The sequence below is a fragment of the Paraburkholderia sp. FW306-02-B genome, assembly GCF_058782725.1.
In genome coordinates this window covers 1,709,277-1,735,417 of record NZ_JBYSXZ010000002.1, presented here as the reverse complement: position 1 = coordinate 1,735,417, position 26,141 = coordinate 1,709,277, and the positions used below count along the sequence as shown (strand labels likewise).

Sequence of the window (26,141 nt, the reverse complement as noted above, 5' to 3'; positions counted from 1 at the left end):
CACGCTCAGAACAGCTTGCCCGGATTCAGAATGCCGTGCGGGTCCAGCGCATGTTTGATCGCGGCCATCGCGGCCAGCTCGGCAGGCGAACGCGATATCGGCAAGAACTCCCGCTTGAGCAAACCGATCCCGTGTTCCGCCGACACCGAACCATGGAGCGGCCCGAGCATCTCGTAGACGAACGCATAGACCGCGTGATGCTCGACGCCCGGTATCGAATGGCCGTCGACCGTGACATGCAGATTCGAATCGCCGATATGGCCGAAGAAATACGATTCGTTGCCCGGCCAGCGCTGATCGAGCGCCGCGCGGCAACGGTCGACGAAGGCGCCGATCTCGCCGATCGGCAAGCTCACATCGAAGTTGATCGCGTCCAGCCGCACCGGAAACTCCGCGGTGCATTCGCGAATCGCCCATAACGCCCGTACGTCGGCGACCGATTGCGCGATCACGGCGTCGCGAATCGCCTGCGCGTCGAGCGCTTCGGTCAACGCGGCGGAGAAGCGTTCGCCGTCGTCTCTAACGTCGAAGCTCGCGTGTTCGATCAGTGCATAAAGCGGGTGTACGTCTGCGAACGGCGAACGCGCGCCCGTCAGCTTCACGCCGAAATCGTAGAAATCCGGCCACATGATCTCGAACGCGCCGATGTCGTTGCCAAAGCGCGTCGACAAGCGGCGCAGCAGGTTCACCGCGGCATCGTAATCGTCGAGTGCGACCAGCGCCGTGTGCCGCGCCGTGCGTGGCGGATGCAGCCGCAACACCGCGCGCGTAATCACGCCAAGTGTGCCTTCCGAACCGATGAACCAGTGTTTCAGGTCGTAGCCGGTGTTGTTCTTGACCATCTTGCCCAGCGACGTCAGCACGTCGCCGTTCGCCAGCACGACTTCCAGCCCGAGCACCTGATCGCGCGCGGTGCCCGACTGGATCACGCGATTGCCGCCCGCGTTGGTGGCCAGATTGCCGCCGATCTGGCACGAGCCGCGCGCGCCCAGATCGAGCGTGAGTTCGAAGCCCGCCTCGGCGGCGGCTTCCTGCGCGGTTTGCAAGGTGGTGCCGGCGCGCACCGTCAGCGTGGCCGAGGCGGCATCGATTTCTTCGATACCGCGTAAACGTTCGAGCGACAGCGCGATATCGGTGGCGCGCGCGATCGCGCCGCCGGCGAGGCCGGTCATGCCGCCCTGCGGCACCACGGGTTGATGCGCCGCGTGGCAGATGGCCAGCGCGCGCGAGACTTCTGCCGTGCTGCGCGGCAAGAGCAGCGCTGCGGGGCGTGTCGGATCGTGGCGCGTCCAGTCGGTCAGCGCGCGTTCGCCGATCTGCTCGCCGACGCGCACCGCGTCGTCACCTAGCGCGGCGCGCAACGCGTCGAGCGTCGCGCCAAGCGGTGCTGCGCTGTTTCCCATGTCGTTATCCGTCATGCAGTCGTTCCCTGTGCTACCTTCTTCCGATAACCCATCGAATCGTTGATGCGCCCGAGGATGTAGTCGCCCGCGGCGACCGGTTGATACTTGAGGTCGGCGTCGCTCGTGCCGAGTTCGCGCGGATCGACCGTCGCGCCGTAAGTCGGATCATAGAATGTCGCAATCGAATAGCGCTCGCGCCCCGATGCATTGATCACGCGATGCAGCGTCGAGCGGAACCGGTCGTTGGTCCAGCGCGCCAGCAGATCGCCGACGTTCACCACGAAGCTGCCTTCGATCGGCGGCGCCTCGACCCACGTATCGTTGGCGATTTCGCGCACCTGCAAGCCGCCCACCTGATCCTGCCACAACAACGTGATGCAGCCGTAGTCGGTATGCGGCGCGACGCCGAACTGATCGGCGTCCGATTGGGGCGGCTGCGGCGGATAGTAGACCATCTGCGTGCGCTGCATCCGCTTCGTGTAGCGCGGCGCGAAGAAATGCTCGTCGACGCCCAGGCTTACCGCCACCGCCCGCAGCAGATCGGCGCCGCATGTCGCCACCGCTTCGTAATAGCCATAGAGCGCGGGACGCAATTCAGGCATGAAGTCCGGCCAGTTGTTCGGCCCGCGCAGCGCCTGGCCGGCGAGCACATCGGGATCGTCCTCGGGCAACTCCAGTCCGATGCTGAAGAACTCCTTATAGTCGGGGCGCTTCGCCTGATACATGGTCGCGTCGCCGAGCGCGTTGAAACCGCGATGCCTTTGATTCACCGCCGCGCGCCGCTTGGTCTCCACCGGAAACGCGAAGAACGTGCGCGCCGCCTGTTCGGCCGCATCGATCGAAGCTTGCGGCACGCCGTGATTGACGATGTAGAAAAAGCCGATCGTCGTGCACGCTTCGCGGATTTCATGGGCCACGCGCTGCAAAGCTTGCGGATCGCCGGCGCGAACGCCGGCGAGATCGATGATCGGAATACGGGTCACGGGCATCGCTTAGCTCCCTGAAGTCCTTGAAGGGCCGGCCTGTTCAACTGACGAAAGAGGCTTGCCAACCACGCTCGATAAACTCGTCATAGCGGCGCGCGCCTCCTGTACCCCAGTTGTATATACCGCCAAAAGCACACCCGCAAGTGACGTCGCAACGCTTCAAGTAAGGGCTTTTCTCTACTCGCGTGTTTATTTATTTCGCAGGAAAACTGCGGTATATACTGCATCGCATGACTCGCGCCGAGCCCGTCTTATGAGCCGCTTGCGCGCGACACCGCTTTGCCAACCGGAGAATCCCATGAGCATCCTTGCAGGCTGGAAGTGTCGTTTGGTCATGCTGGCGTTGTGCGCGGCAAGCGTCAGCGCCCACGCTGAAGACCAGCTCGCCAAAGTGAAGAAAGCCGGCGAACTGGTGGTCGGCACCGAGATGCAATTCGCGCCCTTCGACTTCCTCGAAAACGGCCAGCAAGCGGGCTTCAACAAGGATCTATTCGCCGAGGTCGGCAAGGAAATGGGCGTGAAGGTACGCTTCATCGACTTGCCATGGCCGAGCGTGCTGCCGGGTCTCGAAGCGGGCAAGTTCGATATGGTCGGCGGTCCGCTGACGGTGACCAAGGCGCGCATGGAGCGCTACACGTACACGCTGCCGATCGCGGACGCCACCGACGCGCTGCTCAAGCGCGCGAACGATACGTCGGTCAAGCAATCGTCGGACATCGCCGGCAAGACGGTCGGCGCGGGCAAAGGCTCGGCGCAACTCGACCAGCTGAAGAGCTACGTCACCACCTTGCCGAAGCCGCCTGAAATCCGCGAATACGTCGACAACAATCAGGCCTATGCCGATCTGGCCGCCGGCCGCATTGCGGCAGTCGCGAACTCGATGACCAACATCGCCTATGTCGCCAAGCAGCGTCCGGAAACGTTCGCGGTCGTGCAGCCGCCGTTCGGCGCGAAAGTGTACTTTGCCTACTGCCTGCGTAAAGACGCGGACAGTAAGCCGCTTGCCGATGCCTTCAACGCCGCGCTCGTGAAAATGCACAACGACGGACGTCTCGCGACCTTGCAGAAGAAATGGTTCGGCGTCGCGATGGACGCACCGACTACGATGCCCACGCCGAATTACTGATGTCTTGATGCACGCGATGCGGGCGTCTTGGCGAGCCGCATCGCCCTCCCCGTTCTAGCGAGTGCGACGCTTATGTTCAGCACGACCGTCTTCGCCCAGGGCTTGCCGCTGCTATTGCGTGCGGCGCTCGCCACCATCGGCATTTCGCTGACGGGCCTCGTGATCGGCTTCTTCGTCGCGATCGGCGTGTGCGCGGCGCGGCTTTCCGTGAAGCGCGCGGCGCGCATGTTCGGCGGCGCCTATGTGTTCTTCTTTCGCGGCGTGCCGATGCTGGTGCAACTGCTGCTCGTGTATTACCTGCTGCCGTTCGCCGGGATCAATGTGTCGCCGGTGGTCGCGGCGATCAGCGCCGTGTCGCTATGTTCTGCGTCATACATCGCCGAGATTCTGCGCGGTGGTTTTCTCAGCATCCCGCCGGGCCATATCGAAGCCGCTCGCATGCTCGGGCTTTCACCGTTCGATATGCTGCGGCGGATTCTGGTGCCGCAAGCTTTTCGTCTGACGCTGCCGTCGCTCGTCAATGAAATGGTGCTGCTGATCAAGGCGTCGTCGTTGATCTCGGTGGTGGGTGTCGCCGAGTTGACGCGCACCGCGCAGAACATCGCGGCCAGTACTTATCGACCGCTCGAAGCGTACCTTGCTGCGGGGCTGATTTACTTCGTGATCTGCGGTGCGCTCGCGCTCATTGCGCATGCCGCCGAATATCGTTTGCAGCACGCCTGAGCCCAAGCCGGACGTTGACACCAAGCCATGCAAAAGCTCGACCCCACCGTCATCACGCACAATCTTCAACCGATCGCCGCCGGTCTTGCGACGACGCTCGGCACGTGGACCGCGGGCGTCGCGATCGGCATTCTGATCGGCTTTCTGATCGCCGTGCTGCAACTCTTTTGCGGACGCTGGGTGCGCGGCGCTCTACGCTTTTATATCGAAGTATTTCGCGGCACGCCGTTTCTGGTGCAACTGTTTTTGTTGTACTACGGCGGCCCTTCAATCGGCCTCACGCTCGAACCGATGACGGCCGGCGTGCTCGGCCTCGGCCTGTACGGCAGCGCATATTTCGCCGAAGCATTCCGCTCCGGTTTCCAATCGGTGCCGCCGGGACATCTCGAAGCGGCGTCCTGCCTCGGACTCACGCGCTGGCAAGCCGTACTGCGCATCCAGCTGCCGCAAATGCTGGTGCTGATCGTGCCGGCGCTGACCAATCTGATCATCGTGCTGAGCAAGGAAACCGCGGTGCTGTCGATCGTCACCGTGCCCGAACTCACGTTCGTGCTGACCGGCATCGGCTCGGCTACCTTCGCTTTCGTCGAAACGCTGCTGGCGCTGTGCGTGTGCTATCTGGCGCTGGTCGAGCTGACTTCGCGCGCCGGCATGTGGGCCGAGGCCCGCATCGCGCGCTTCATGGCATGAACGGAATCCGGACCACCCTATGAACGCCATCGCCGACATGCCCTCCTCCACGTCCACCGCTGCCGTCGATACGCCGCCCGGCACGCCGCTGATCGAAGTGCGCGACTTGCGCAAACGCTTTGGCGAAGTCGAAGTGCTGCGCGGTGTGGATCTCGAGATCGCCCGTTCCGAAGTGGTCTGCATCATCGGACCGTCGGGCTCGGGTAAGAGTACGCTGCTGCGCTGCCTCGCCGCGCTCGAAACCTACGACCAGGGCGACGTGCGCATCGAAGGCGAACTGCTCGGCTATAGCGAGCGCAACGGCAAACGCGCGCGAGCGTCGCAAAGCGAAATCAATCGCGTGCGGCGCAACGTCGGCATGGTGTTTCAGCAGTTCAATCTATGGCCGCACATGACGGCGCTCGGCAACGTGATGGAAGCGCTGCTGCGCGTGCGTCATCTATCGCGCGACGAAGCACGCCGCCGCGCCGACGCGATGCTGGAAACGGTCGGCCTCGCGCACAAGGGCGATGCGTATCCTTCGAAACTCTCGGGTGGCCAGCAACAGCGCGTCGCGATTGCACGCGCGCTGGCGATGGAGCCGCACATCATGCTGTTCGACGAGCCGACCTCGGCGCTCGACCCGGAACTGGTCGGCGAAGTGCTGCAAGTGATGAAGCAACTCGCGCGCGACGGCATGACGATGGCGGTGGTCACACACGAAATGGGCTTTGCCGCGCAAGTCGCCGACAAGGTCATGTTCATCGACCAGGGGCGCATCGCCGTCCAGGGCAAGCCACGCGAAGTCTTTCACGATGCCGGGCAACCGCGATTGCGGCAGTTCCTGCAAAACTACTTCGACCGCAACGCCTTCTGGGCGCGCGGTCCCGACGAGGCGGAGCCGGTATGAGCGCGCTCGTGTTGGCCACCGCCTCACACGGACTGTAGCGCGAGGGCCGCCGATGTCCGCTACTGTTCGCAGCAAAGCTCACGACAAGCCGCTTCCTGCCGCGGCGATGAAAACCGCGCGCGTGACATCCGATGCGCCGGCTGCGCGCTACGAGCAGGTCAAAAGCCATATTCGCCAGATCATCGAGTCGGGTGCGCGGCAAGCGGGCGACCGTCTGCCTTCCGAACTCGACCTGGTCGCGACGCTAGGCGTATCGCGCATGACGGTCAATCGCGCGCTGCGCGAACTCGCCGACGAAGGCCTCGTCACACGCGTATCCGGCGTCGGCACTTTTGTCGCGCAAACCAAGCCGCAATCGACGCTGCTGATGATCGCCCATATCGGCGACGAGATCCGCTCGCGCGGCCATGAATACAGCTACGACACCGTGCTGGCGCAACGCGAAACCGCGCCGGTGACGGTGTCGAACGCGTTAGGCCTCGCGCCGGGTGCTTCCGTATTTCATGTGATCTGCGTACATCGCGAGAACGGCTTGCCGGTGCAGCTGGAAGACCGCTACGTCAATCCGGCGATCGCGCCGGATTTTCTGCAGCAGGATTTCGCGGCGATCCGGCCGTCGGAGTATCTGTACGATATCGTGCCGGCGCATGACGTCGAGCATGTCGTCGATGCGGGTTTGCCGACGCGCGCCGAAGCCGAGTTGCTGGAGATTCGCGCAGAGGAACCGTGCCTGACGCTCATGCGCCGCACCTGGACGAGCGGCGTCGCGGTGACGTTCGCGCGGTTCGTGCATCCGGGCTCGCGGTATCGGCTGGGTTGCCGCTTCTCGCCGGATATGTCGCAACGGCAAGGCTAGCGGCGCAAACGCCGCGCGCGTTCGTTAAACGTTCCCCGCCAGATGGAAACGCGACGCCGGATGCCACAACTGCACCGAGGTCGCGACCGCTTCACCCACCCACGTACGGCGCCATAGCTGCAAGCACGGCTCGCCGATTTCCATCATCAGATGCCGTCGCACATACGCATCGGGCTTCTGCGCATAGATGCGAAACTCCGCGCGCTGGATCGGCGCGAGCCGCACCATGTAGTGATTCGGCGTCTCGACGGTGAAGTCCTGTTGCAGGTAATCGGGGAAGACCTTTGGATTGACGTAGCGATCCTCGTACTGGATCGGCTCGCCTTCTTCGCTGTGCACGATGCACGAGTGAAACGCCGGGCCCTCGGCGAGACCAAGTGAGTCGAGCGCCTGCGGGTCGTCGCTGGTTTCGAGCGTCAGCACGCGCGCCGAGTGACGATGCCCGCGCGCGGCGATTTCGTCAGCGATATTGCGGATTTCCAGTACCGTCGATTCGTAGCGTTGCGGCGCGACGAAGGTGCCCGATCCCTGCACGCGCGTCAGCACACGTTCGGTGGTCAGTTCGCGCAGCGCGCGCGACACTGTCATGCGCGCAACGCCGAATTCCTTGACCAGTTCCGTTTCGGACGGGATCAGCCCGCCCGGTTTCCAGTCCCCTTCACTGATCCGTTTGAGCACGTAGCGTTTGATCTGCTCATAGGCGGGCATCGCCTTGGCGGGGGCCGCATGGCCGCGGCCTGGGTGGTCTTGAGTGTCTGCGGTTTGCGCGTTTGTAATGTTGTTCACGTCGACCTCGTGGGTGGTACGCAATACGCCGGTTCACCAGCTGGTAAGCCCGCTCACCGGCACTGTCTCCAATCAAGCTGTAGGGGTTGCCGGTGGGCCGCCGGTGGGCCATCGTTGACGGCCATGGCAGCGCCGGCGGCACAGCCGGCCACGCTCGCCAATCCGGCCAGGTCCGCAGCAGCGGCAGCGGTGGCGGCAGCGGTGGCAAGCGCAGGCCGCATCTTACCCGGGTTCGGCAGCGGTGGCGGCGCGCCGTCGGCGATCATGCGAAACGCGATGGTCATATCGTCGGCAAGCGGCCGGTCGTCGCGATAGGTCGGCACGACGCGGCGCACGCGCTGCCAGAGCGCGTCGGTATGCGGCGCGCGCGGCGCGTCGACGGTTTGCTGGTCGTAGGCCTGCGCCGCCGCCAGCAATTCGATCGCGACGATGCGCCCGGCGTTGTCGATGATCTCCAGCGCTTTGAGCGCGGCGGGCGTCGCGTGGCACAAGTGGTCTTCCTGCAAGGCGGACGTGATGCCGCCGTCGAGGCTCGCGGGCATCGCCAGACGCCGGTTCTGCGCGACCAGCGACGCCGCCGTGTACTGCGCGATCATGAAACCTGAACAGGTGCCGCCCGGCTCGGCGAGAAACGCCGGCAAGCCGCTGACGAGCGGATTGACCAGACGATCCAGACGCCGCTCGGCCATTGCCGCGACTTGAGCGATCGCGGTGGCGAGACTGTCCATCGCCAGCGCGATCGATGCGCCCACCGCATGCGCCTGCGAATAAACGCGCGGCGCTTCCGGCGTGCCGGCGACGATCGGGTTGTCGGTAATCGATGCGAGTTCGCGATTGACCACGTCGGCGGTCGTGGCAAGCACGTCGCGCGCGGCGCCGTGCACATGCGGAATGGTCCGCATGCTCAACGGGTCTTGCGTGCGCTGGCCGGCCGCCGCGGCGAGAATGCCGCTGTCGGCGAGCGCCGTGCGCATCCGTTCACCGACCAGGTTCAAGCCGGGCGAAATGCGCAACGCCAACGAATCGGCATCGAACGCGGCGAGCTGGCCACGCAGATTCTCGAAGCTCATCGCGGCGACCATGTCGGTCCAGTCGAGCAAACGTTCGGCGCGCGCCAATGCCAAGGCCGCGAGACCTGTCACGCACGGCGTGCCGTTGATGAGGCTTAAGCCCTCCTTCGCTTCGAGCACCAGCGGTTCGAGGCCAAGCAGTTGCAACGCGTCGCGCCCTTTGAGCCGTTCGCCGCGATAGCGCACATAGCCTTCGCCGATGCATACCAGCGCGATATGCGCCATGTGGCTCAGATAGCCGACCGAGCCGAACGCCGGCACTTCGGGCAAGCAATCGGCATTGAGCAGCGCGACGAGTTGGTCCGCGACTTCGAGGCGAATCCCCGAATGTCCGTGTGCAAAGTTGTTGACGGCCGCCGCCATGATCGCGCGCGCCTCGGCGGCACCGAGCGGCACCCCTACGCCAACCGCGTGGCTCATCAGAATGCTGCGCGACAGCGTGCGCTGCTCGGCCGGCGAGACGATCACGTCGCACAACGCGCCGACGCCGGTATTGACACCGTACGCGCGAATCCCACGCTCGACGATCTGTTCGACAAGCACATGCGCCGCCGCGATGCGCGCGCGGGCGTCGGCGGAAAGCTCGAGCGGCTCGCCGGCGGCAACGGCCGCCACCTGGCGCCAGTCGAGAGGACGATCGGAACGGATCACGGCCATGATATTGCCCGTCAGGTGGTCAGTTAGTGGTGCGGTCGTGGTGGCTCGACACGAATTGCCTGAAGCGCTCGGACTTGCATTCGACGAAGACTTCGTCGGGCGTGCCGTCGGCTTCCACCTGGCCTTGATGCAGGAACAACACGCGATTCGACACGTGGCGCGCGAAACCCATTTCGTGCGTCACGACCAGCATCGTGCGGCCTTCTTCAGCGAGCGAGCGCATCACGCGCAATACTTCGCCGACCAGTTCCGGATCGAGTGCTGAAGTTGGCTCATCGAACAGCATGACCTTCGGATGCATGGCCAAAGCACGTGCAATCGCCACACGCTGCTGCTGGCCGCCCGACAGATGCGCCGGATAGTGGCCGCGCTTTTCCGCGAGGCCCACCTTCGCGAGCAGCGCTTCGGCCTCTTCAACCGATTCGGCACGGCTGCGTTTTTGCACGCGCATCGGCCCTTCGATCAGATTCTCCAGCACGGTCATATGCGACCACAGGTTGAAGTTCTGAAACACCATGCCGAGTTGCGAGCGCACCCGGTCCACCTGGCGGCGGTCGCTTGGTTGCAGCTTGCCGTCGCCGCGGCGCTTCATTTTCAGCTCTTCGCCGGCCAGCGCGACCGAGCCGTCGTCGGGCGTTTCGAGCAGATTCAGGCAGCGCAGAAAGGTACTCTTGCCTGAGCCGCTCGCGCCGAGAATCGAGATCACGTCGCCTTGATGAGCGTCGAGCGAAATGCCTTTGAGCACGTGATGGTCGCCGAACGACTTATGAATGTTCTTGACCGACAGTGCAACGGGTGCCGTAGCGTTCATGGGAATCTCCACAGGATTAGCGGCCGTTCAGGGCGCGGCGCGACGTGCTTCGGTGGTGGTGGAAACCGGGCGGCTCGGTGCGGCTTGCGTGGGCGCCGCGCGCAGATGGCGCGACAGACGCGTTTCGAGCATGCCGAGCAGGCGCACGATGACGAAATTCAGGAACAGATAGATCAGCGCGGCGCAGATGAACACTTCAGTGGTGCGATACGTTTGCTGAATGATCTGCTGCGCGACGCCGGTCACTTCCCACACGGTGACCAGGCTCGCGAGCGCGGTCGATTTGACGAGCAGCACCGCTTCGGTCGAATACGCGGGCAGACACTGACGCAACGCAATCGGACCGATCACACGGCGCAGCAACGCGAAGCCCGACAGGCCGATCGAATAACCCGCTTCGATCTGACCGACCGGCACGGCCATCAACCCGCCGCGAATGATTTCGGCGGTATATCCAGCCGTGCACAACGCGAGCGACAGCACCGCGCACATATACGGCTCGCGCAGCACCGGCCACAGGAAGCTCTCGCGAATCACGCCGAACTGGCCCATCCCGTAGTACACGAGGAACATCTGGATCAGGAGCGGCGAGCCGCGGAACACCAGGATATAAGCACGCGCAAAGCGATTCGGCAGCCAATGCGGCGACACGCGCATCGTGACGATCACGAGCGAGAGCAAGCCGCCGAGAATCAACGAACAGAAGAACAGCCCGAGTGTGGTCGGCACGGCCGCAAGCAGTTGCCGCAGCGTGTCGAGCAGGAAATCGAAGTCGAAATTCATGATGTCCGCTCGTCGTCAGTTGCGCGCGAAGTTGCGCTTGAAGGACCGGCCCACGTGTGCTTCAGCACGGTTGAAGACCCGGTTCGAAATGCTGGTCATCAGCAGATACAGCGCGCCGCCCACCACGAAGAACGTGAAGTATTGGTGTGTGGAACCCGCCGCGACCTGGCTAGCACGCAGCAGTTCGGCCAGACCGGTGACGGAAATCAGCGCCGAATCTTTCAGGCTCAATTGCCACACATTGCCGATGCCGGGCAACGCGAAGCGCAGCACCTGCGGAATCAGGATGCGGCGCGCCATCGTTAGCGTCGACATGCCGATCGAGCGCGCCGCTTCGAGTTCGCCGCGCGACACCGCGAGCACCGCCGAGCGGTACACCTCGGCCTGATACGCGCCGGAAATCATGCCGACCGCGAGCGCGCCGATCACGAATGGCGGCACGCCGACAAAACCCTCGGCGCCGAACCACTGGCCGACGGTGGTCACGAGCGTCGAGCCGCCGAAATAGAACAGATAGATGACGAGCAGTTCAGGCACGCCGCGAAACACGGTGGTGTACAGATCGCCGACGACGCGCAGCGTACGAAAGCGCGCCAGCTTGGCCGCCGCGATAAGCGCGCCGAATACGGCGCCGACAGCAAGCGCCGCGAGCGTCAGCGCGACCGTCATCAATGCTGCCAGCAGCAACGCGCCGCCCCAGCCTTCCGGCCCGAAGCCGAGCATCTCTATCAGAGCCATTCCCTACCCCTCATCCATTACGACGGATACGACGGATCGAACCAGACGGCAGGCGCAGCGTGACGCCGCGCCTGCCGCTACAGCTGTACGCGACGACGCATCAAGGCGTGACGTCGGTCTTGAACCACTTGTTGGAGAGTTTCTTGACCGTGCCGTCGGCGAGCGCGGCGCTGATCGCCGTGTCGAATTTCGCTTTCAGATCGGCGTCCTGCTTGCGGAACGCGAGACCTTCGCCCGGGCCCCAGATCGGGCCGCCGATCTTCGGGCCCGCCATCACGATCGATGCGGTTTCTTTCTTGTCGACGTTCGCGGCGTAGTAAGTCACGTCGTCGAACGAGGCGTCGATGCGGCCGTTGGCCAGATCCAGATCGCGCTCGGGCGAAGTCTTGTAGACGCGGATCGTGGCGACGTCCTTGAAGCCGTCGTTGATGAATTTGGTGTAGACCGTGCCCGACTGGATGCCGATTGTCTTGCCCTTCAGCTGCTTGCGCAACGCGTCGACGGTCGGTTGATCGGTTTTCGGATCGCCCGACAGCTTGACGACCGCGGCGGTCGGCGCGGCCTTCGGCAACACTTTCGCGTCAGTCACGGCGAAAGTCGCGGGTGTGGCGGCGTAAGGCTTCGAGAACGCGATGATCTTTTCGCGCTCGGGCGTGATCGAGATCGCATCCATCAGGACGTCGAACTTGCCGGCTTGCAGACCGGGGATCATGCCGTCCCAGTCCTGGGCAACGAGGTTGCACTGCAACTTGATGCGGGCACACAGGTTGGCGACCAGCTCAGGCTCGAAGCCGCCCAGCTTGCCGCCCGGCAAGGTCAGGTTCCACGGCGCGTAGCCGCCTTCCAGCGCGATCGTCACTGTCTTCCAGTCTTTCGCCTGCACCGGTGCCGCGAAAATGGTCGCGGCGCCGAGGACGGCGCCCATCAATGCTTTTGCTAACGTCGTGCGCTTGAACTTCACGTCGAAACTCCTTTGATTGAGGAAACCGTCGAGACGGATTTTTTTAACTGCTGCTGAATTTGTATAGACAAGTCTGCATGAGTCAAAAAGCCATCGCAAGCGGATTTTCTGGAAATCGCCCGAATCATCGGGTAAGCCCCTAGCCGCCCCGTCTTGCAAGGCTCTTAAGGAAGTATTGAAAGGATGGAGGCCGTGCACTGTTCGCAGCTTCGTGCGTCAGCGCGGTGCATTTTGTCTAGACAGGTTGGTGCAAAGCGATCGAATGCGCTTCGCGATGGCGCAACCGCGCGGCTACCAGACGAACGGTATAAAGCGGTAGCGCACGCGGGTCATGTAGTCGGCGTAGCCGTCGAGTTGCGATGCCAGCAAGCGCTCTTCACGCACCGCACGCCAGCCGAGAGCGATCACCATGAGCGGCACGCAAGTGAAACCCCACCACGAACCGAGCAACAAAGGCGTGCCGACGAAGAACAGCAGCGCGGCGGCGTACATCGGGTGACGGACATACGCGTAAGGGCCGCTGTCGACAACCTTGTGACCACGGCTTGTCTGGATTTTCACGACCGGGGCGGCATAGCTGTTCGCCCGGAACACGAAGCGGCACATGAAGATGCAGAGGAACACGCAAAGCGAACCGAAGCTCACCAGCGGCACCGGCAACGGCGCCGACCAATGGAAGCGCATGGCGTCGAGCCCCATCAGGATCAGCCAACTGCACCACACCAGCGCGACGACCATCATGAAGAAGCGGTCCCAGCGGCTTTGTTGTGCCTGCATAATCGGCGCAAGACGTTCGGCGAGCAGGCCGGGATCGTGGCGCGCCAGCCAGAAGCCGATCCATAGGCTTAGCACGCCTATCTCGAACAGATACCACCCGGCGGCCGGCCACGCGAGCGTGCCCGCCGCGCCGAACAGCAGCACGCCCATGACGGCCAGCGAGATCGACGTTTGGAAGACGAGGCGCTTGATCATCGTTCTAGGCGGTGGTCGCCGCGGGCTGGCGCACGCGGTCGAATACGCCGGCGATGTCGATGTCGCCGGTGTTCAGGCCAAATTGATCGCGCAGGCAGGCAGCGAGTTCGTCTGCGGTTTTGAGTTGCCGTTCGCTGATTATTTCGCCGTCCGCGGCGCGTGTGTTGAGCTGGTCGTTGAGGAGCGTCAGGCGCGATTGCTCCAGTACGCGGCAGACGATCAGGTTGCTCGCGAAGATCGAATCGGGTGAGGTCGATGTGTACCAGTTGGAGGTTTCGTAGTCGATCCACTCGACTGGGTGCAGATCGAAGCGGTAGATGCGGGACCAGGTTTTGTCTCTCGCCTGCACTTCGAGGTAGAGCGCGTCGTGCGACGCGTCGGCGAGGTGGAAGGTGCCTAGCTGGGTCTGCTGCGCGATGCCTGGGGTCAGGCGTAGGGGCGCTGTTAGTGTCACGCTGCCGAAGCCGACGTCGGCGATCCATGGTGTTTTGTTGTTGTCGTTGTTTTTGTCGATGTCGACGCGGAGGATCATGTGCGTGCGAGGAGGGATTGCTTCTGGTTCGCGGCCCCACAGGACTCGGCCTATTAGCGGCGTTATTTTGAAGCCCAATTGCTTCAGCACGCTCGCGAAAAGTGCGTTTTGTTCGAAGCAGTAGCCGCCGCGGTTTTGGGTTACCAGCTTTTCTTCTATCGATGGGATGTCCAGGTTTACCGCGCGGCGCGTTAGAGGGTTCAGGTTCTCAAATGGGATCGCTTGAGGGTGGAGCTTGTGCAACTCCTGCAGCACTTCCAGCGTCGCCGCGCGCGGGCCTTTGTAGCCTATGCGGGTGAAGTAGTTGTCCAGGTTCACTGTGTCTGACATCGGTGTCGTCCTTTTGGGCGCTGGGCGCTTATGGGTTTTGCCCTTCGGTGCGGTCTTGGGTGATGATCATAGCTTTTTTTGTTGTCCGCCTGCGGTGGTGGCTTTTCCTTGTTTTCGTAGTGGTTTATTTTTTGTTGTTTGCTTGCGGTGGTGGCCTTTCCTTGCTTTGTTATTGGTTTATTAGCGTTCCCCCTGTGCGGGGGAGCACCTACTTTTCTTTGCCGGCCGCAAAGAAAAGTAGGCAAAAGAAAGCGGCTCACACCGCTAGTTCTTAAGTGGGTCCCCTGGCTTGGAGGAGGCAGTGGAGCATCTGGAATCTGTGCTCTCGCACACTCCGCGGCGGTGACAAGGCAGTCATACTTCCGGCGGCGCTGCGCGCGGCGGAGCGGTACTTCACAGAACCGCTCGCCGGTTTTAAAAGCCCACGTTTGGTTCGGCCCGGTGGCTCGCGCTGTGCGCGCCGAGCAGCACTTCAAAAAGCGGCTAGCGGGATCTCGTCCTTCCGGGCGAAACCCCGTCGTTTAACCTGTTTTACTGCCCGCCCTTCAACGCCGCCGTCGCTATCGACGGCACACTAATGCCGTGGCTCGATGCGAATTGCATCGCCGAACTCAGTGTCGACATCAACGATTGCAGTTGGCCCGGCGCGGATTGCGCTATATACGACGCGGCCTGCGCCGTCTGTGGATTCATCCCCGCCTGCAACAGCGACGAGGGGTTCATCTGGCCAATGCCGCCCAGCCCGGACTGCAAGCTCGAATACTGGCTCACGCCCTTGCCTAACGACGACAAGCCGTCCGTGAACGCCTGCTTGTTCACCGGTGTCGCCAACGCCGCGCCGCTCGCGCGATTCGCGAATGCCTGGGTCAGCGTCTGCGATAACGATTGCTGCGTACCCCCCATTTGCGTCAATTGACTCACCGACGGCGTGCCGCCACTCAGCAATCCCGCCGCCTGTTGCGCCTGGCCCGCCGCGCCGCTCAATCCCATCGCCGAGGCAAGACTCGATTGGCCACTCAGCACCTGCTGGTTCGCGCCGACGTACGTCTGCAGCAACTGCGACATACCACCCGATGACGCCGTCGCCCCAGCATCCGCCGAACTGTCGCCGCCTATGCCGAACTGCTTCAGATTCAACTGCGCGTTCGATACGCCACTCACCAGCAAACCACCACTAGCAAGCAACGAAAGCAAAAGCATGCGTTTCTTCATATCTATCTCCTGACAGGGGTCTTCCGAGGTACTCGTGCACTTCGACACCCCCTCATGCCACACGTTCGATATGACTGAATCCATACCAAAACCTTACACATTTATTCCGTTTTAATTACGCGCAAATGCCGTTTCCCAGCAGTGCGTAAATATCGGTATTACATCTCAGTAATATTGATGCGAATCGTTCTCATTTGTGTTGACGCATCCATTCTGCATGCGTACGATCTCGCCATCTGCTGCATCCGGCGTCGCGAACCGATGCGGCAAATCGCCGGCACGCAGTCATGTAACGCCGCGATGGTTAGATCAGTCGATACAACACAATAAGGATTTCGATGAAGTTCGCCCAGTCCAACGGATCCGCCGCTCACGCGAGTTCACCCCGGGATGCCGATCCGTACGGCCGCGCCGTGCGCCGCTCCCGTCTGCCTTCAATGCGGCGCGCCGCCCTCTGCACCGCTTTCGCATGGGCCTCGCTGACAGCCGGCGCAGCCATGGCCGAAGCCAATCCCGATGCAGCACCGGAAGCGCCTGAAGCCGACCTGAATATCAAGGCGACCCAAACGAGCCAGTGGACCGGTTTCTGGAATCGCCAGACCATGCTCGGCGACATGGGCGGTCTGCGCCCCTGGCTCGGTAAATACGGCGTGACGTTCGCGCTGACCGAAACCAGCGAACTTCTCGGCAACGTGCGCGGCGGCCTCGATCGCGGCGTCGCCTACGACGGTCTGACGACGGCCACGGTACAAGTCGATACGCAAAAAGCATTCGGCTTGCCGGGCGGCCAGTTCAACGTCAGCGCACTGCAAATCCACGGCCGCAATCTGAGTGCCGACAAGCTCGGCACGCTGAATACGGCGAGCGGTATCGAAGCGCAGGATACAACCCGTCTTTGGGAACTCTGGTATCAGCAGTCGTTCCTGAACAAGCGCGTCGACGTCAAAATCGGTCAGCAAAGTATTGACCAGGAATTCATCGCCAGCACGTATTCGGCGCTGTTCGTCAACACCATGTTCGGCTGGCCTGCCCTGCCGTCCTACGATATGCCCAATGGCGGCCCGGCTTATCCGCTGTCGGCCCTCGGCTTGCGCGTGCGCGGTCAGATCACGCCTTCGTTGACGGCGCTCGCGGGCGTGTTCGACGGCGATCCGCTCGGCAACAATCCGAACAACAGGAGCGGCACCAACTTCAACCTGCATAACGGCACGTTGTTCATCGGCGAATTGCAGTACGCCATCAACCAGCCGGCCGACGGCGAAATGGTCGGCGCGGGCGGCGGCGGTTTGCCGGGCACCTACAAGATCGGTGTCTGGTACAACAACGGCAGCTTCGCGGATCAGCGCTACGACAACACCGGTTTGTCGCTGGCGAATCCGGCAAGCACCGGCATCGCCGCGAATCATCGTGGCGACTACAGCTTCTACGCGGTAGCCGACCAGATGATCTGGCGTCCGAACCCGGACGAAGCGCGCAGCCTCGGCGTGTTCGCCCGGGTGATGGGCGCGCCGGGCGACCGCAACCTGGTGAGCGTCGCAGCCAACCTCGGCATCGTGCTGAAAGCGCCGTTCGCAGGCCGCGACAACGACAGCGCCGGCCTCGCGCTGACCTACATCAAGGTCGGCAGCCACGCGCACGGACTCGATCAGGATAACCTGGCATTCAGCGGCGGCCCGTACGGCGTGCGCACCAGCGAAACCGCGCTCGAAGCGACCTACCAGTATCAGGTCAACCCGTGGTGGACGCTGCAAGCCGACGCGCAATACACGTTCAACGCCGGCGCCGGCCAGAACCCGAACGATCCGACGCAACCGCTGCGCAACACGTTCGTCGTCGGCGTACGGACCAACATCACGTTCTGACGCCGTTAGCGCCATTTACACACGACCATTCGCACGCTTCCAATCAATCATGCTTTCGAACATGACCGCATTCACCGCTTTGTGCGCAGGCACGGAGGCTCATTCATGAACAATCGCACGCGCAAATTTTCGCCGCGCGCCGCGCGGGCCTTGGTCGCCGTCACTGTCAGCGCCGCCGCATTCGCGACGGCCGGCAGCGCGCACGCCGAGCCGCAGGGTTTCCTTGAAACCGTCAAGCACCACGCCACGCTGATCAACACCGTGCCGGAAAACGGCGACCAGAATCCGTACGCGGTGGTGGTCGCGCCGGTCACGGCAGGCACCGTCAAGCAAGGCGACGTGCTGGTCGGCAACTTCAACAACTCGACCAATCTGCAAGGCACCGGCAGCACGATCGTCAACTATCACCCGGACACGAAGCAGATGACGGTGTTCGCTACAGTGCCGCGCGATCTGAAGGAATGCCCGGGCGGCATCGGCCTGTCGACCGCGATGACGATGCTCAAGTCGGGCTACGTGATCGTCGGCAGCACGCCGAGCAACGACGGCACCACCGGCACCAAGGGCGCCGGCTGTCTGATCGTGATCGATCCGAACGGCAAGGTCGCCTCGACCATCGTCAGCCCGAACATCAACGATCCGTGGGGCAACATGGCGGTCGTCGATCACGGCAGCAGCGCGACGCTGTTCGTCAGCAACGCCGGCTTCGGCGTGGGCGGCGCGAACGGCAATCCGCCGGTGTTCAAGCAGGCCACCGTGCTGCGTCTGGACCTCGATGTGCCGGCCGGTAAGCCGCCGGTCGTCAAGAAGGAAACCGTGGTTGGCAGCGGCTTCGGCGCGCAGGCCGACAAGGGCGTGTTCCTCGTCGGTCCGACCGGCCTCGCGCTGTCGGCCGATCAGAAACTGCTGTACGTGTCCGATGCGATCGGCAACCGTGTCACCGAAATCGACGATCCGATGACGCGCGACACCAGCGCTGGCGTCGGCCGCCAGTTGACCGCCGACGGCCTGCTGCATCGACCGCTGGCGATGGTCACCGCGCCCAACGGCCACCTGCTGGTCACGAATGCGTTGAACGGCCAGGTTGTCGAAATCGATCCGGCCAGCGGCAAGCAGCTCTACGCCCGCTGGATCGACACCGACAAGGCGCAATCGCCGCCCGGCAACGGCGACCTGTTCGGCATCGCGATGACGCCGGAAGGCGACGGTTTCTACTACGTGCAGGACGACGTGAACACGCTGGTGCTGGCGAAGTAAGCGACGCAAACCCCGCAAAACCCAAGGCCAAATAAAAGCTAAGTCACCATGGCAAACGATCATCCGTCGCGGCCCGCAAGGCGCGGCTTTCTCAAAGCGGGCGGCGCCGCGGTAGCGGCCGGCGCGAGCCTCGGCGCGGGTCTGGGTACGCCCCAGGCCGCGCTCGGCAAGACGCCGGCGCACAATGCCGATCCGCACATGGCGGTCGAGCCGTTCTATGGCGCGCATCAAGGCGGCATCGTCACGCCGCAGCAGAGTCACACGTACGTGGCCGCGCTCGATCTGACCACCGACAAGCGCGACGACGTCATTGCGCTGCTGCGTGCATGGACCGACGCCGCCGCACGCCTGACGCAAGGCGCCACGGCCGCGCCGTTGCCCCCCGGCGACGCGGGCGCAGATAAGGCCGCGCCCGATTCCGGCGACGTGCTCGGTCTCGGCCCAGCCGGTTTGACAATCACGTTCGGCTTCGGCCCGGGCCTCTTCACACGTGAAGGCAAGGACCGCTACGGCCTCGCCGCGCGCCGCCCCGCCGCGCTGGTCGATCTGCCGCGCTTTAACGGCGACCAGCTGATCGCCGAGAAGACCGGCGGCGACCTGTTCATCCAGGCATGCGCGAACGATCAGCAAGTCGCTTTCCACGCGGTCCGGCAACTGGCGCGCCTCGGCTACGGTGTCGCGACCATGCGTTGGGGTCAGTCCGGCTTCCTGTCGGGTCCGCGCGGTCAGACGCCGCGCAATCTGATGGGCTTCAAGGACGGCACCAACAATCCGTCGACCGCCAGGCCGCAGTTGATGAACGAGTTCGTGTGGGCCGGCGCCACTGCCGATGCGCCGTGGATGGAAGGCGGCACCTACACCGTCGTGCGGCGCATCCGCATCACGCTCGAACACTGGGACAACACCGAACTGGGTTTCCAGGAACAGGTGTTCGGCCGTCACAAGTACAGCGGCGCGCCGATCGGCAAGAAGAACGAGTTCGACCCGGTGGATCTCAAGGAAGAGGATAAGGACGGCAATCCGGTCATTCCGGAGAACTCGCATGTTCGTCTGTCGAATCAGGCGAGCAACAACGGCGCGCAGATTCTGCGCCGCTCGTACTCGTACAACGAGGGCACGAACTTCTACATCGAGCGCTGGCCGCCTTGGCGCCAGGAAACCGAATACGACGCGGGGCTGATTTTCGTCGCCCACCAGAGCGACCCGCGCACCGGCTTCATTCCGATCAACGACAAGCTCGCGAAGTTCGACATGATGAACCAGTTCACGACGCACGTCGGCAGCGCGGTGTTCGCGGTGCCGCCGGGCGCGAAGCCGGGTTCGTATATCGGCGCGGGGCTGTTCGAGACATAATGGCAGCCGCCAGGCGATCAGCAAAACAAGCAGCAGAAAAGATCAACTATTACATCATCAACGGACTTTAGGATCATGGCTCATTCCTGGTTTATCACCCGCCTGCGCCTCGTCAGCAGCGCGGTCGCGCTCACGCTGGCCGCACTCGGCACCGCGCCGACAGCGGCTCATGCTGCGTCGATCACGCTGTACAACGCGCAGCACGAACAGGTCGTCAATCTGCTCGCCAAAGACTTCGAAAAACAGTCGGGCATTTCGGTGAAGATCCGCAACGGCGAAGGCCCGGCAATGGCCGCGCAGCTCGTCGCGGAAGGCGCCGCCACGCCCGCCGACGTGTACTTCACGGAAAACTCGCCGGAGCTGACGCTGCTCGAGGAGAAAGGCCTCTTGAACAAGGTCGACGGCTCGACCCTCGCCACCGTGCCGGCGCGCTTCAACTCGCCAGCCGGCGCATGGGTCGGCGTGACCGCGCGTGAAAGCGTGCTGGCCTACAACACGAGCAAGCTGCAAGCATCGCAACTGCCGCAATCGCTGTTCGACCTGGCCAAGCCCGAATGGAAAGGCAAGGTCGGCATTGCACCGAGCGACGCCGATTTTCTGCCGCTCGTGAGCGCCGTGCTCGCGCTGAAGGGCGAAGCGCAAACCGTCCAATGGCTGAAGGGCCTGAAAGCCAACGCGCAGATTTTCGACGACGAAGAAGGCGTGGTCGCCGCGGTCAATCGCGGCGGCGTGGCCACCGGTGTGATCAACAACTACTACTGGGACCGTCTGCACGCCGAACTCGGCGACGCGAAAACCCGCAGTGCGGTTCATCACTTCGGCAACGGCGATGTCGGCGCGCTGGTGAACGTGTCGGGCGCGGCAGTGCTGAAGTCCGCGCACAACACGGACGGCGCGCAGAAGTTTCTCGCCTATCTGGTCAGCGAACGCGCGCAAAAGTTGATGGCGAACAGCCACGTCATGTTCGAATATCCGCTGCATGCGGGCGTCGCGCCGGACCCGATCCTCAAGCCGTTCGCCGAACTGAGCCCGCCGTCGCTGACGATCGAGCAACTCGGCGACGACAGCCAGGCCGGCAAGCTGCTGCGTCAGGCAGGCTTGCTGTAAATGAGCGATGCCGTGTCAGCCGGGCCACCGGCTGTGACCCCCGCCCCGGCGCGCGCCCACTCGCGCGCGCCGCGCGGTTTGTTTGCGGCAGCAACACTCAGCGCTTTGCTGGTGTTGCTGCCGATTGCGTTTACCTTCTGGCGGGCGGCGAGCTTCGGGATCGGCGAGGCGGTCGACCTGATAGTCCGGCCATTGGTGGGTGAACTGCTGGTCAACACGCTGCTGATCGCCGTGTCGACCACGCTTGTCTCCGCTGTCATCGGCACGGCGGCCGCATGGTTCGTCGAACGCACGCATTTGCCGGGACGCCGCGCGTGGGCCGTGCTCACTGCCGCGCCGCTCGCGATGCCGGCCTTCATCTCGAGCTATGCGTGGGTGTCGTTGAGTCTCGATTTGCAGGACTTCGCGGGGGCGCTGCTGGTGCTGACGTCCGCGTACTTCCCGCTGGTCTATCTGCCGGTGGCCGCCGCGTTGCGCGGCATGGACCCGGCGCTCGAAGAAAGCGCGCGCGCGCTCGGCTGCAACCGCTGGACAACTTTCATTCGCGTGGTGCTGCCGCAATTGCGCCCGGCGCTGCTCGGCGGCATGTTGCTGGTCGCGCTCGGCGTGCTGTCCGAATTCGGCGCGTTCACGCTGCTGCGTTTTCGCACCTTCACGACGCAAATCTACGCGGAATATCGCACCAGTTTCGACGGCGGCGGCGCTTCGCTGCTCGCCTGCCTGCTGATCGTGATCTGCCTCATCGTGCTCGCGTTCGAGTTCCGTGTGCGCGGCGCGGCGCGTTATGAACGCGTCGATCGCGGCACGCGTCGCGCGGTGCTGCGCTACGAGCTCGGCGCATGGCGCTGGATCGTGGTGGCCGGCTTTGCCGCGCTGGCGATCGCGACGCTGGGCGTGCCGCTCGGCATGATCGGCTACTGGCTCACGCAGCCGGGCGCTGCCGCCGTCACACCGGCTGACGTGTCGCCCGAGTTGCTGTTCAACGCGACGATCTCGTCGCTTGGATTCGGCCTCGCCGCCGCGGCACTGACCACGCTGCTGGTCCTGCCGCTCGCGTTCCTGCTGGTGCGCTATCCGACGCGTTTCGCGACGCTGTTCGAACGCACGGTGTTTCTCGCCCAAGGCATTCCGGGTCTGGTGATCGCGCTGGCGATCGTCTCGCTCGCAGTGCACGCACTGCAACCGCTTTATCAAAGCACGACACTGCTGATCATCGCGTATGCGATCCTGTTCATGCCGGTTGCGTTGGTGAGTGTGCGCGCGGCCCTGATGCAGGCACAACCGCGCCTTGAAGAGACGGCTCGCGCGCTCGGCCTCGGCTGGTCGCAGACTGTGTTCCGCGTGTTGTTGCCGCTTGCCGGCCCGGGGCTCGGCGCGGCGGCGGCGATGGTGTTCATCTCGGTCGTCACCGAACTCAATGCGACGCTGCTGCTCTCGCCCATCGACACCCAAACGCTCGCGACACAAGTCTGGGCCGACACATCGACGATGGCCTTCGCCGCCGCCGCGCCGTATGCGGCGCTGCTAACCGGCATTTCGCTGTGCGCCTCCGGCCTGCTGTTCGCGCTGCTCGGCAAATCGGCGCTGCTCGGCGAGCGCAGTTGACGCCCGTCGCTTTTTCCATCGAATTCTCATGAGCGAACTTCGTATCCGCGGACTGCAAAAATCGTTCGACGGCCATCCGGTGCTGCACGGCATCGATCTGTCCATCGAGCGCGGCACGCTCCTCGCGCTGCTCGGGCCATCTGGCAGCGGCAAGACCACCCTGCTGCGCCTCCTGTGCGGCTTCGAACGCGCGGACAGCGGCACCGTCGAAATCGACGGACGCCGCGTGGCCGGCGAGAACCTGCATGTCCCGTCCGAACAACGCCGCATCGGCTATGTGCCGCAGGAAGGCGCGCTGTTTCCGCATCTTTCCGTGGCGGACAACATCGTGTTCGGCCTGCCGCGCGCACAACGCCGTGCGCGTCATCGCGTGGCCGAATTGCTCGAACTGGTCGGCTTGCCGGCGAACTTCGGCGAGCGCGCGCCGCAGCAACTGTCCGGCGGGCAGCAGCAGCGTGTCGCGCTGGCGCGGGCGCTCGCGCCCTCGCCGACGCTGGTGATGCTCGACGAACCGTTTTCGTCGCTCGACGCGGCATTGCGGCTTGAAACGCGGCAAGCAGTGGTGAGCGCGTTGGCCGCGACCGGCGCGACCGCCGTGCTGGTCACGCACGATCAGTCGGAAGCGCTGTCGCTCGGCCATGAAGTCGCGGTGCTGTGGCAAGGCAAGCTGATTCAGACGGCGACGCCGGAGACGTTGTATCGGCGGCCAGTCACGCGAGAACTGGCGTCGTTTGTCGGCGAGGCGGTGTTGTTGCCGGGCGTGGCCGAACAGGATCGCGTGACGTGCGAATTGGGTGAACTGCCGTTATGCGCGCCGATGGGTCGTGGCGCCGTCGACGTGATGGTGCGCCCTGAACAGATCCGTCTGCTGCGCGCGGACGAAACGATGGCGAATGGTGCGGCGTCGTATGAAGCGGTCGTGCAGGACGTGATCTTCCAGGGGCAGGACGCAGGCGTTGCGCTGCAATTGCAGTCGCCCGCGCAGACCGTGGTGCGCGCGCGCGTACCGGGCTATCTGACGCCGCGGCCGGGCGAGCATGTGCGGCTCGCCGTCGACGGCGATGTGACGGCCTATCTCCGCGATTAACTGACAAAAGTAAGTGACGCAAATAAGCGACGCTGCGATGCGTCACCTATCAGCCGTTACGCGGACGCCGCCGCACCCGGCGCGCGCGTCTGCGGACGCAGCGACAAGTCCTGCACCATCTGCGCGGCCAGATAGTCGCACGTGGGCCGGTCCGATTTGGCGCTGCGCGCCACCACGATTTCCAGCGGCGCGATTTTCGGCAAACCTTGCGCTTCGCCGAGAATCGCCAGCCGCGACGGTACGCTGCAACGCGTCAGCGCAATCACCGACAACCCCGCATCCACGGTCGCCACGAGACCCATCAGACTCGCGCTGCTGAACGCGGCCCGATAACGGATCCGCGCGCCGTCGAGTGCGGCCAGCGTATGCTGCCGCGCGACACATCCAGGCTCGTAGAGTCCCACCGGCAACGGCGACGCCGCCAGCACCGGGGTATCCACCGAAGCCCCCACCCACACCATCGGCTCGCTGCGCACGAATTCACCGCGCAACTTGCGATCGCGCGTGACGAAGGCGAGATCGATCTTGTTATCGGCCAGCATCGGCGCGAGCGACGTGCTCTGCGCGCAGACGATCTCGATCTCCACGTGCGGATACAGATTCGAAAAGCGCCGCAATACCGGCGACAGCAACGACGACACGTAATCGTCCGGCGCGCCGAGCACCACGCGCCCGCTCACCTCGGGCCGCACGATCGCCGACCACGCTTCCTCATGCAAAGCCAGCACGCGCCGCGCGTACTCGAGCAGCGTATTGCCAGGCCGCGTGAGCGAGAGATTGCGCGTGTTGCGGGCGAACAGCGTGGTGCCGAGCATGGTTTCGAGCCGCTTGATCTGCATGCTGACCGCCGCCTGCGAGCGGTGCACGGTTGCTGACGCCTTCGTGAAGCTGCCCGTTTCCACCACCGCGACGAAAGTCCGCAGCAGATCGACGTCGAATTCGGGGTGCATGATTTATCAATCCAGCTTATGGGATTTCTCAATTTAATTCGTTTGTCGGTGCCATGCAAGCCACGCAATACTTGGGACTCACTGCCACGGAGCCGCTTCGCATGCCCCTCACCTCACGTCAACAAGGCGCCATCACGCTGGCCGGCGGCGGGCTATTGATGGGCACGCTCGGCATCTTCGTCGAGGAAGCGCGGCTCGGTGCGCTCACGCTGGTGTTCTTTCGCTGCCTGTTCGGTTTTCTTGCGCTGGCAGCGTATTGCGCGTGGAAGGGCTTTTTCACGCGCCAGCACTTCACGCGGCGCACTGTCGTGCTGGCGCTGATCTCCGGCCTGTTGATGGTCACGCAGTGGGTCGGCTTCTTCGATGCGATTCATCGCACCAGCATCGCGGTCGCGACGGTCGTGTTTCATGTACAGCCATTCTGGGTCGTGCTGATCGGCGCGGCGCTCTTCAACGAACGCCTGGGCGTCGACCGGCTCGGCTGGATCGCGACTGCGTTCGTCGGGCTCGTACTCGCGTCGGGCGTCGCGGCGACCGACAATCTGCAAGGACACACGAGCTATCTGATCGGCATCGGCGAAGCGTTGGCAGGTTCGGTGCTGTATGCGAGCGTCACGCTGATTGCCAAAGGGCTCGGCAGTTTACGGCCGCACCTGCTGACGCTCGCGCAGTGCTTTGTCGGCGTGGTGTGTCTGCCGTTCATTGCGCCGCTCACCGCCGCGCATATCGGGCCGATGCAGTGGTTCTGGCTGGTCGGCATGGGCGTGTTGCACACAGGGCTGTCGTATGTGCTGATCTACGGCGCGCTGCCCAAGCTGACGACGCCGGTTATCGCCGTGTTGCTGTTCGTGTATCCGCTGACGGCGATTGTCGTCGATGCCGTCGTGTATGGGCGGGCGCTGTCGCTGCCGCAACTCGCGGGCATGGCGTTGATTGTCGTCGCGAGTCTGGGCGTCAATCTCGGCTGGCCGCTGCTTTCGATGTTGCGGCCCGGTGGACGGACGCGGCATCACGCCGATTGAGTTTCAGCCGCGCTGCTTGCAGGCGGACCGCGCGCGCTGGACTTTCAGGTGCTGCTTTCGTTGCAGGCGTTGAACAAAAAATCGGGCGTTGCGCCCGATTTTTCTAGTCATCGTAGTGATCGCCGCTCTGCCGGGTTATCAGCATGGGCATGTGATCGCGGCAAACGTCGTCCATCGCTTGCTTAAAGCCGGCACGCGCCTCGCTATAAGTAAGGACGTTCATTCGTTTTCTCGACCTGAGAGGTTGCCCTCCAGTCGCTCCTGTCAAAAAGTTAGAGATGGCTCCACTGCCAAACGGATTTCTTCTCCCTCAGCGGCAGCCAGATAAGCCGGTGACCCGGATGAAAAATCATTCCTAGTCACGCAATCGTTG

General features: G+C 63.6%; 25 protein-coding genes. 12 read left to right on the top strand and 13 right to left on the bottom strand.

The genetic code is table 11. The annotated features are described in order from the left end of the window. Positions 1–5 precede the first annotated feature (5 nt). Both AC3WOG_RS28970 and AC3WOG_RS28965 read right to left on the bottom strand, forming a co-directional pair. Complete coding sequence (locus tag AC3WOG_RS28970; RefSeq protein WP_492581249.1) at positions 6–1,418, bottom strand: FAD-binding oxidoreductase; 1,413 nt, start codon at positions 1,416–1,418, stop codon at positions 6–8. Beyond that, on the bottom strand, positions 1,415–2,392 hold the full coding sequence (locus AC3WOG_RS28965; protein ID WP_492581248.1) for an isopenicillin N synthase family dioxygenase: 978 nt from the start codon (positions 2,390–2,392) through the stop codon (positions 1,415–1,417). The genes AC3WOG_RS28970 and AC3WOG_RS28965 overlap by 4 nt, the downstream gene beginning before the upstream one ends. 295 nt (positions 2,393–2,687) lie before the next feature. Between AC3WOG_RS28965 and AC3WOG_RS28960 the strand changes: the two genes are divergently transcribed. The 5 genes from AC3WOG_RS28960 to hutC (AC3WOG_RS28940) all read left to right on the top strand — a co-directional run bounded on the left by AC3WOG_RS28960 (position 2,688) and on the right by hutC (AC3WOG_RS28940) (position 6,673). Beyond that, positions 2,688–3,515 (top strand): transporter substrate-binding domain-containing protein, encoded by an 828-nt coding sequence (locus AC3WOG_RS28960; RefSeq protein WP_492581247.1) that lies wholly within the window; start codon positions 2,688–2,690, stop codon positions 3,513–3,515. A gap of 72 nt (positions 3,516–3,587) precedes the next feature. Beyond that, positions 3,588–4,238, top strand: a complete 651-nt coding sequence (locus AC3WOG_RS28955) for an amino acid ABC transporter permease (protein ID WP_492581246.1) — start codon at positions 3,588–3,590, stop codon at positions 4,236–4,238. Between the two features lie 27 nt (positions 4,239–4,265). Next, positions 4,266–4,928, top strand: a complete 663-nt coding sequence (locus tag AC3WOG_RS28950) for an amino acid ABC transporter permease (RefSeq protein WP_492581245.1) — start codon at positions 4,266–4,268, stop codon at positions 4,926–4,928. A 19-nt stretch (positions 4,929–4,947) separates the two neighbouring features. After that, the gene (locus AC3WOG_RS28945) at positions 4,948–5,817 is read left to right on the top strand and encodes an amino acid ABC transporter ATP-binding protein (RefSeq protein WP_492581244.1); all 870 of its coding nucleotides are present in this window, start codon (positions 4,948–4,950) and stop codon (positions 5,815–5,817) included. A 52-nt stretch (positions 5,818–5,869) separates the two neighbouring features. After that, positions 5,870–6,673 (top strand): histidine utilization transcriptional repressor HutC, encoded by an 804-nt coding sequence (gene hutC / locus AC3WOG_RS28940; RefSeq protein ID WP_492581243.1) that lies wholly within the window; start codon positions 5,870–5,872, stop codon positions 6,671–6,673. Positions 6,674–6,697: 24 nt separating this feature from the next. On the opposite strand, the gene hutC (AC3WOG_RS28935) is transcribed toward hutC (AC3WOG_RS28940), so the two are convergent. The 9 genes from hutC (AC3WOG_RS28935) to AC3WOG_RS28895 form a co-directional block, all read right to left on the bottom strand. Next, entirely contained in the window at positions 6,698–7,381 is a 684-nt protein-coding gene (gene hutC, locus AC3WOG_RS28935) for a histidine utilization transcriptional repressor HutC (RefSeq protein WP_492582485.1), read from the bottom strand. Positions 7,382–7,512: 131 nt separating this feature from the next. Next, positions 7,513–9,186, bottom strand: coding sequence for an HAL/PAL/TAL family ammonia-lyase (locus tag AC3WOG_RS28930; RefSeq protein WP_492581242.1), 1,674 nt, complete (start codon positions 9,184–9,186; stop codon positions 7,513–7,515). A gap of 19 nt (positions 9,187–9,205) precedes the next feature. After that, positions 9,206–9,997 carry an ABC transporter ATP-binding protein gene (locus tag AC3WOG_RS28925; protein ID WP_492581241.1) on the bottom strand — a complete coding sequence of 264 codons (792 nt, stop codon included), beginning with the start codon at positions 9,995–9,997 and terminating at the stop codon, positions 9,206–9,208. A 27-nt stretch (positions 9,998–10,024) separates the two neighbouring features. Further along, a complete protein-coding gene (locus tag AC3WOG_RS28920) occupies positions 10,025–10,780 on the bottom strand; it encodes an ABC transporter permease (RefSeq protein WP_492581240.1) in 756 nt (251 codons plus the stop codon). Between the two features lie 15 nt (positions 10,781–10,795). Then, positions 10,796–11,518: an ABC transporter permease gene (locus AC3WOG_RS28915; RefSeq protein WP_492581239.1), complete on the bottom strand. Its 723-nt coding sequence runs from the start codon at positions 11,516–11,518 to the stop codon at positions 10,796–10,798. Positions 11,519–11,618: 100 nt separating this feature from the next. Beyond that, complete coding sequence (locus tag AC3WOG_RS28910; RefSeq protein ID WP_492582484.1) at positions 11,619–12,443, bottom strand: transporter substrate-binding domain-containing protein; 825 nt, start codon at positions 12,441–12,443, stop codon at positions 11,619–11,621. A 327-nt stretch (positions 12,444–12,770) separates the two neighbouring features. Continuing rightward, on the bottom strand, positions 12,771–13,451 hold the full coding sequence (locus tag AC3WOG_RS28905; protein ID WP_492581238.1) for a methyltransferase family protein: 681 nt from the start codon (positions 13,449–13,451) through the stop codon (positions 12,771–12,773). A 4-nt stretch (positions 13,452–13,455) separates the two neighbouring features. Then, the gene (locus tag AC3WOG_RS28900) at positions 13,456–14,313 is read right to left on the bottom strand and encodes an arylamine N-acetyltransferase family protein (protein WP_492581237.1); all 858 of its coding nucleotides are present in this window, start codon (positions 14,311–14,313) and stop codon (positions 13,456–13,458) included. A gap of 531 nt (positions 14,314–14,844) precedes the next feature. Continuing rightward, positions 14,845–15,525 carry a hypothetical protein gene (locus AC3WOG_RS28895; RefSeq protein WP_492581236.1) on the bottom strand — a complete coding sequence of 227 codons (681 nt, stop codon included), beginning with the start codon at positions 15,523–15,525 and terminating at the stop codon, positions 14,845–14,847. Positions 15,526–15,863: 338 nt separating this feature from the next. Here AC3WOG_RS28895 and AC3WOG_RS28890 point away from each other — a divergent pair, with 338 nt between their 5' ends. From AC3WOG_RS28890 to AC3WOG_RS28865, 6 genes are all read left to right on the top strand, one after another. Next, entirely contained in the window at positions 15,864–17,387 is a 1,524-nt protein-coding gene (locus AC3WOG_RS28890; RefSeq protein WP_492581235.1) for a carbohydrate porin, read from the top strand. A gap of 105 nt (positions 17,388–17,492) precedes the next feature. Continuing rightward, complete coding sequence (locus AC3WOG_RS28885; RefSeq protein ID WP_492581234.1) at positions 17,493–18,644, top strand: NHL repeat-containing protein; 1,152 nt, start codon at positions 17,493–17,495, stop codon at positions 18,642–18,644. Positions 18,645–18,692: 48 nt separating this feature from the next. Continuing rightward, the gene (gene efeB / locus AC3WOG_RS28880) at positions 18,693–19,997 is read left to right on the top strand and encodes an iron uptake transporter deferrochelatase/peroxidase subunit (RefSeq protein ID WP_492581233.1); all 1,305 of its coding nucleotides are present in this window, start codon (positions 18,693–18,695) and stop codon (positions 19,995–19,997) included. A gap of 75 nt (positions 19,998–20,072) precedes the next feature. Continuing rightward, complete coding sequence (locus tag AC3WOG_RS28875; RefSeq protein WP_492581232.1) at positions 20,073–21,104, top strand: iron ABC transporter substrate-binding protein; 1,032 nt, start codon at positions 20,073–20,075, stop codon at positions 21,102–21,104. Then, positions 21,105–22,709, top strand: coding sequence for an ABC transporter permease (locus AC3WOG_RS28870; RefSeq protein ID WP_492581231.1), 1,605 nt, complete (start codon positions 21,105–21,107; stop codon positions 22,707–22,709). A gap of 28 nt (positions 22,710–22,737) precedes the next feature. Then, positions 22,738–23,796 carry an ABC transporter ATP-binding protein gene (locus AC3WOG_RS28865; RefSeq protein WP_492581230.1) on the top strand — a complete coding sequence of 353 codons (1,059 nt, stop codon included), beginning with the start codon at positions 22,738–22,740 and terminating at the stop codon, positions 23,794–23,796. A gap of 56 nt (positions 23,797–23,852) precedes the next feature. Here AC3WOG_RS28865 and AC3WOG_RS28860 read toward each other — a convergent pair whose 3' ends face one another. Further along, the gene (locus tag AC3WOG_RS28860) at positions 23,853–24,746 is read right to left on the bottom strand and encodes a LysR substrate-binding domain-containing protein (RefSeq protein ID WP_492581229.1); all 894 of its coding nucleotides are present in this window, start codon (positions 24,744–24,746) and stop codon (positions 23,853–23,855) included. Positions 24,747–24,847: 101 nt separating this feature from the next. On the opposite strand from AC3WOG_RS28860, the gene AC3WOG_RS28855 reads away from it, so the two are divergent. Continuing rightward, complete coding sequence (locus AC3WOG_RS28855; RefSeq protein WP_492581228.1) at positions 24,848–25,768, top strand: DMT family transporter; 921 nt, start codon at positions 24,848–24,850, stop codon at positions 25,766–25,768. A 103-nt stretch (positions 25,769–25,871) separates the two neighbouring features. Here the strand turns inward: AC3WOG_RS28855 and AC3WOG_RS28850 are convergent, their stop codons facing one another. Beyond that, positions 25,872–25,991: a type II toxin-antitoxin system Phd/YefM family antitoxin gene (locus AC3WOG_RS28850; RefSeq protein WP_492581227.1), complete on the bottom strand. Its 120-nt coding sequence runs from the start codon at positions 25,989–25,991 to the stop codon at positions 25,872–25,874. Positions 25,992–26,141 lie beyond the last annotated feature (150 nt).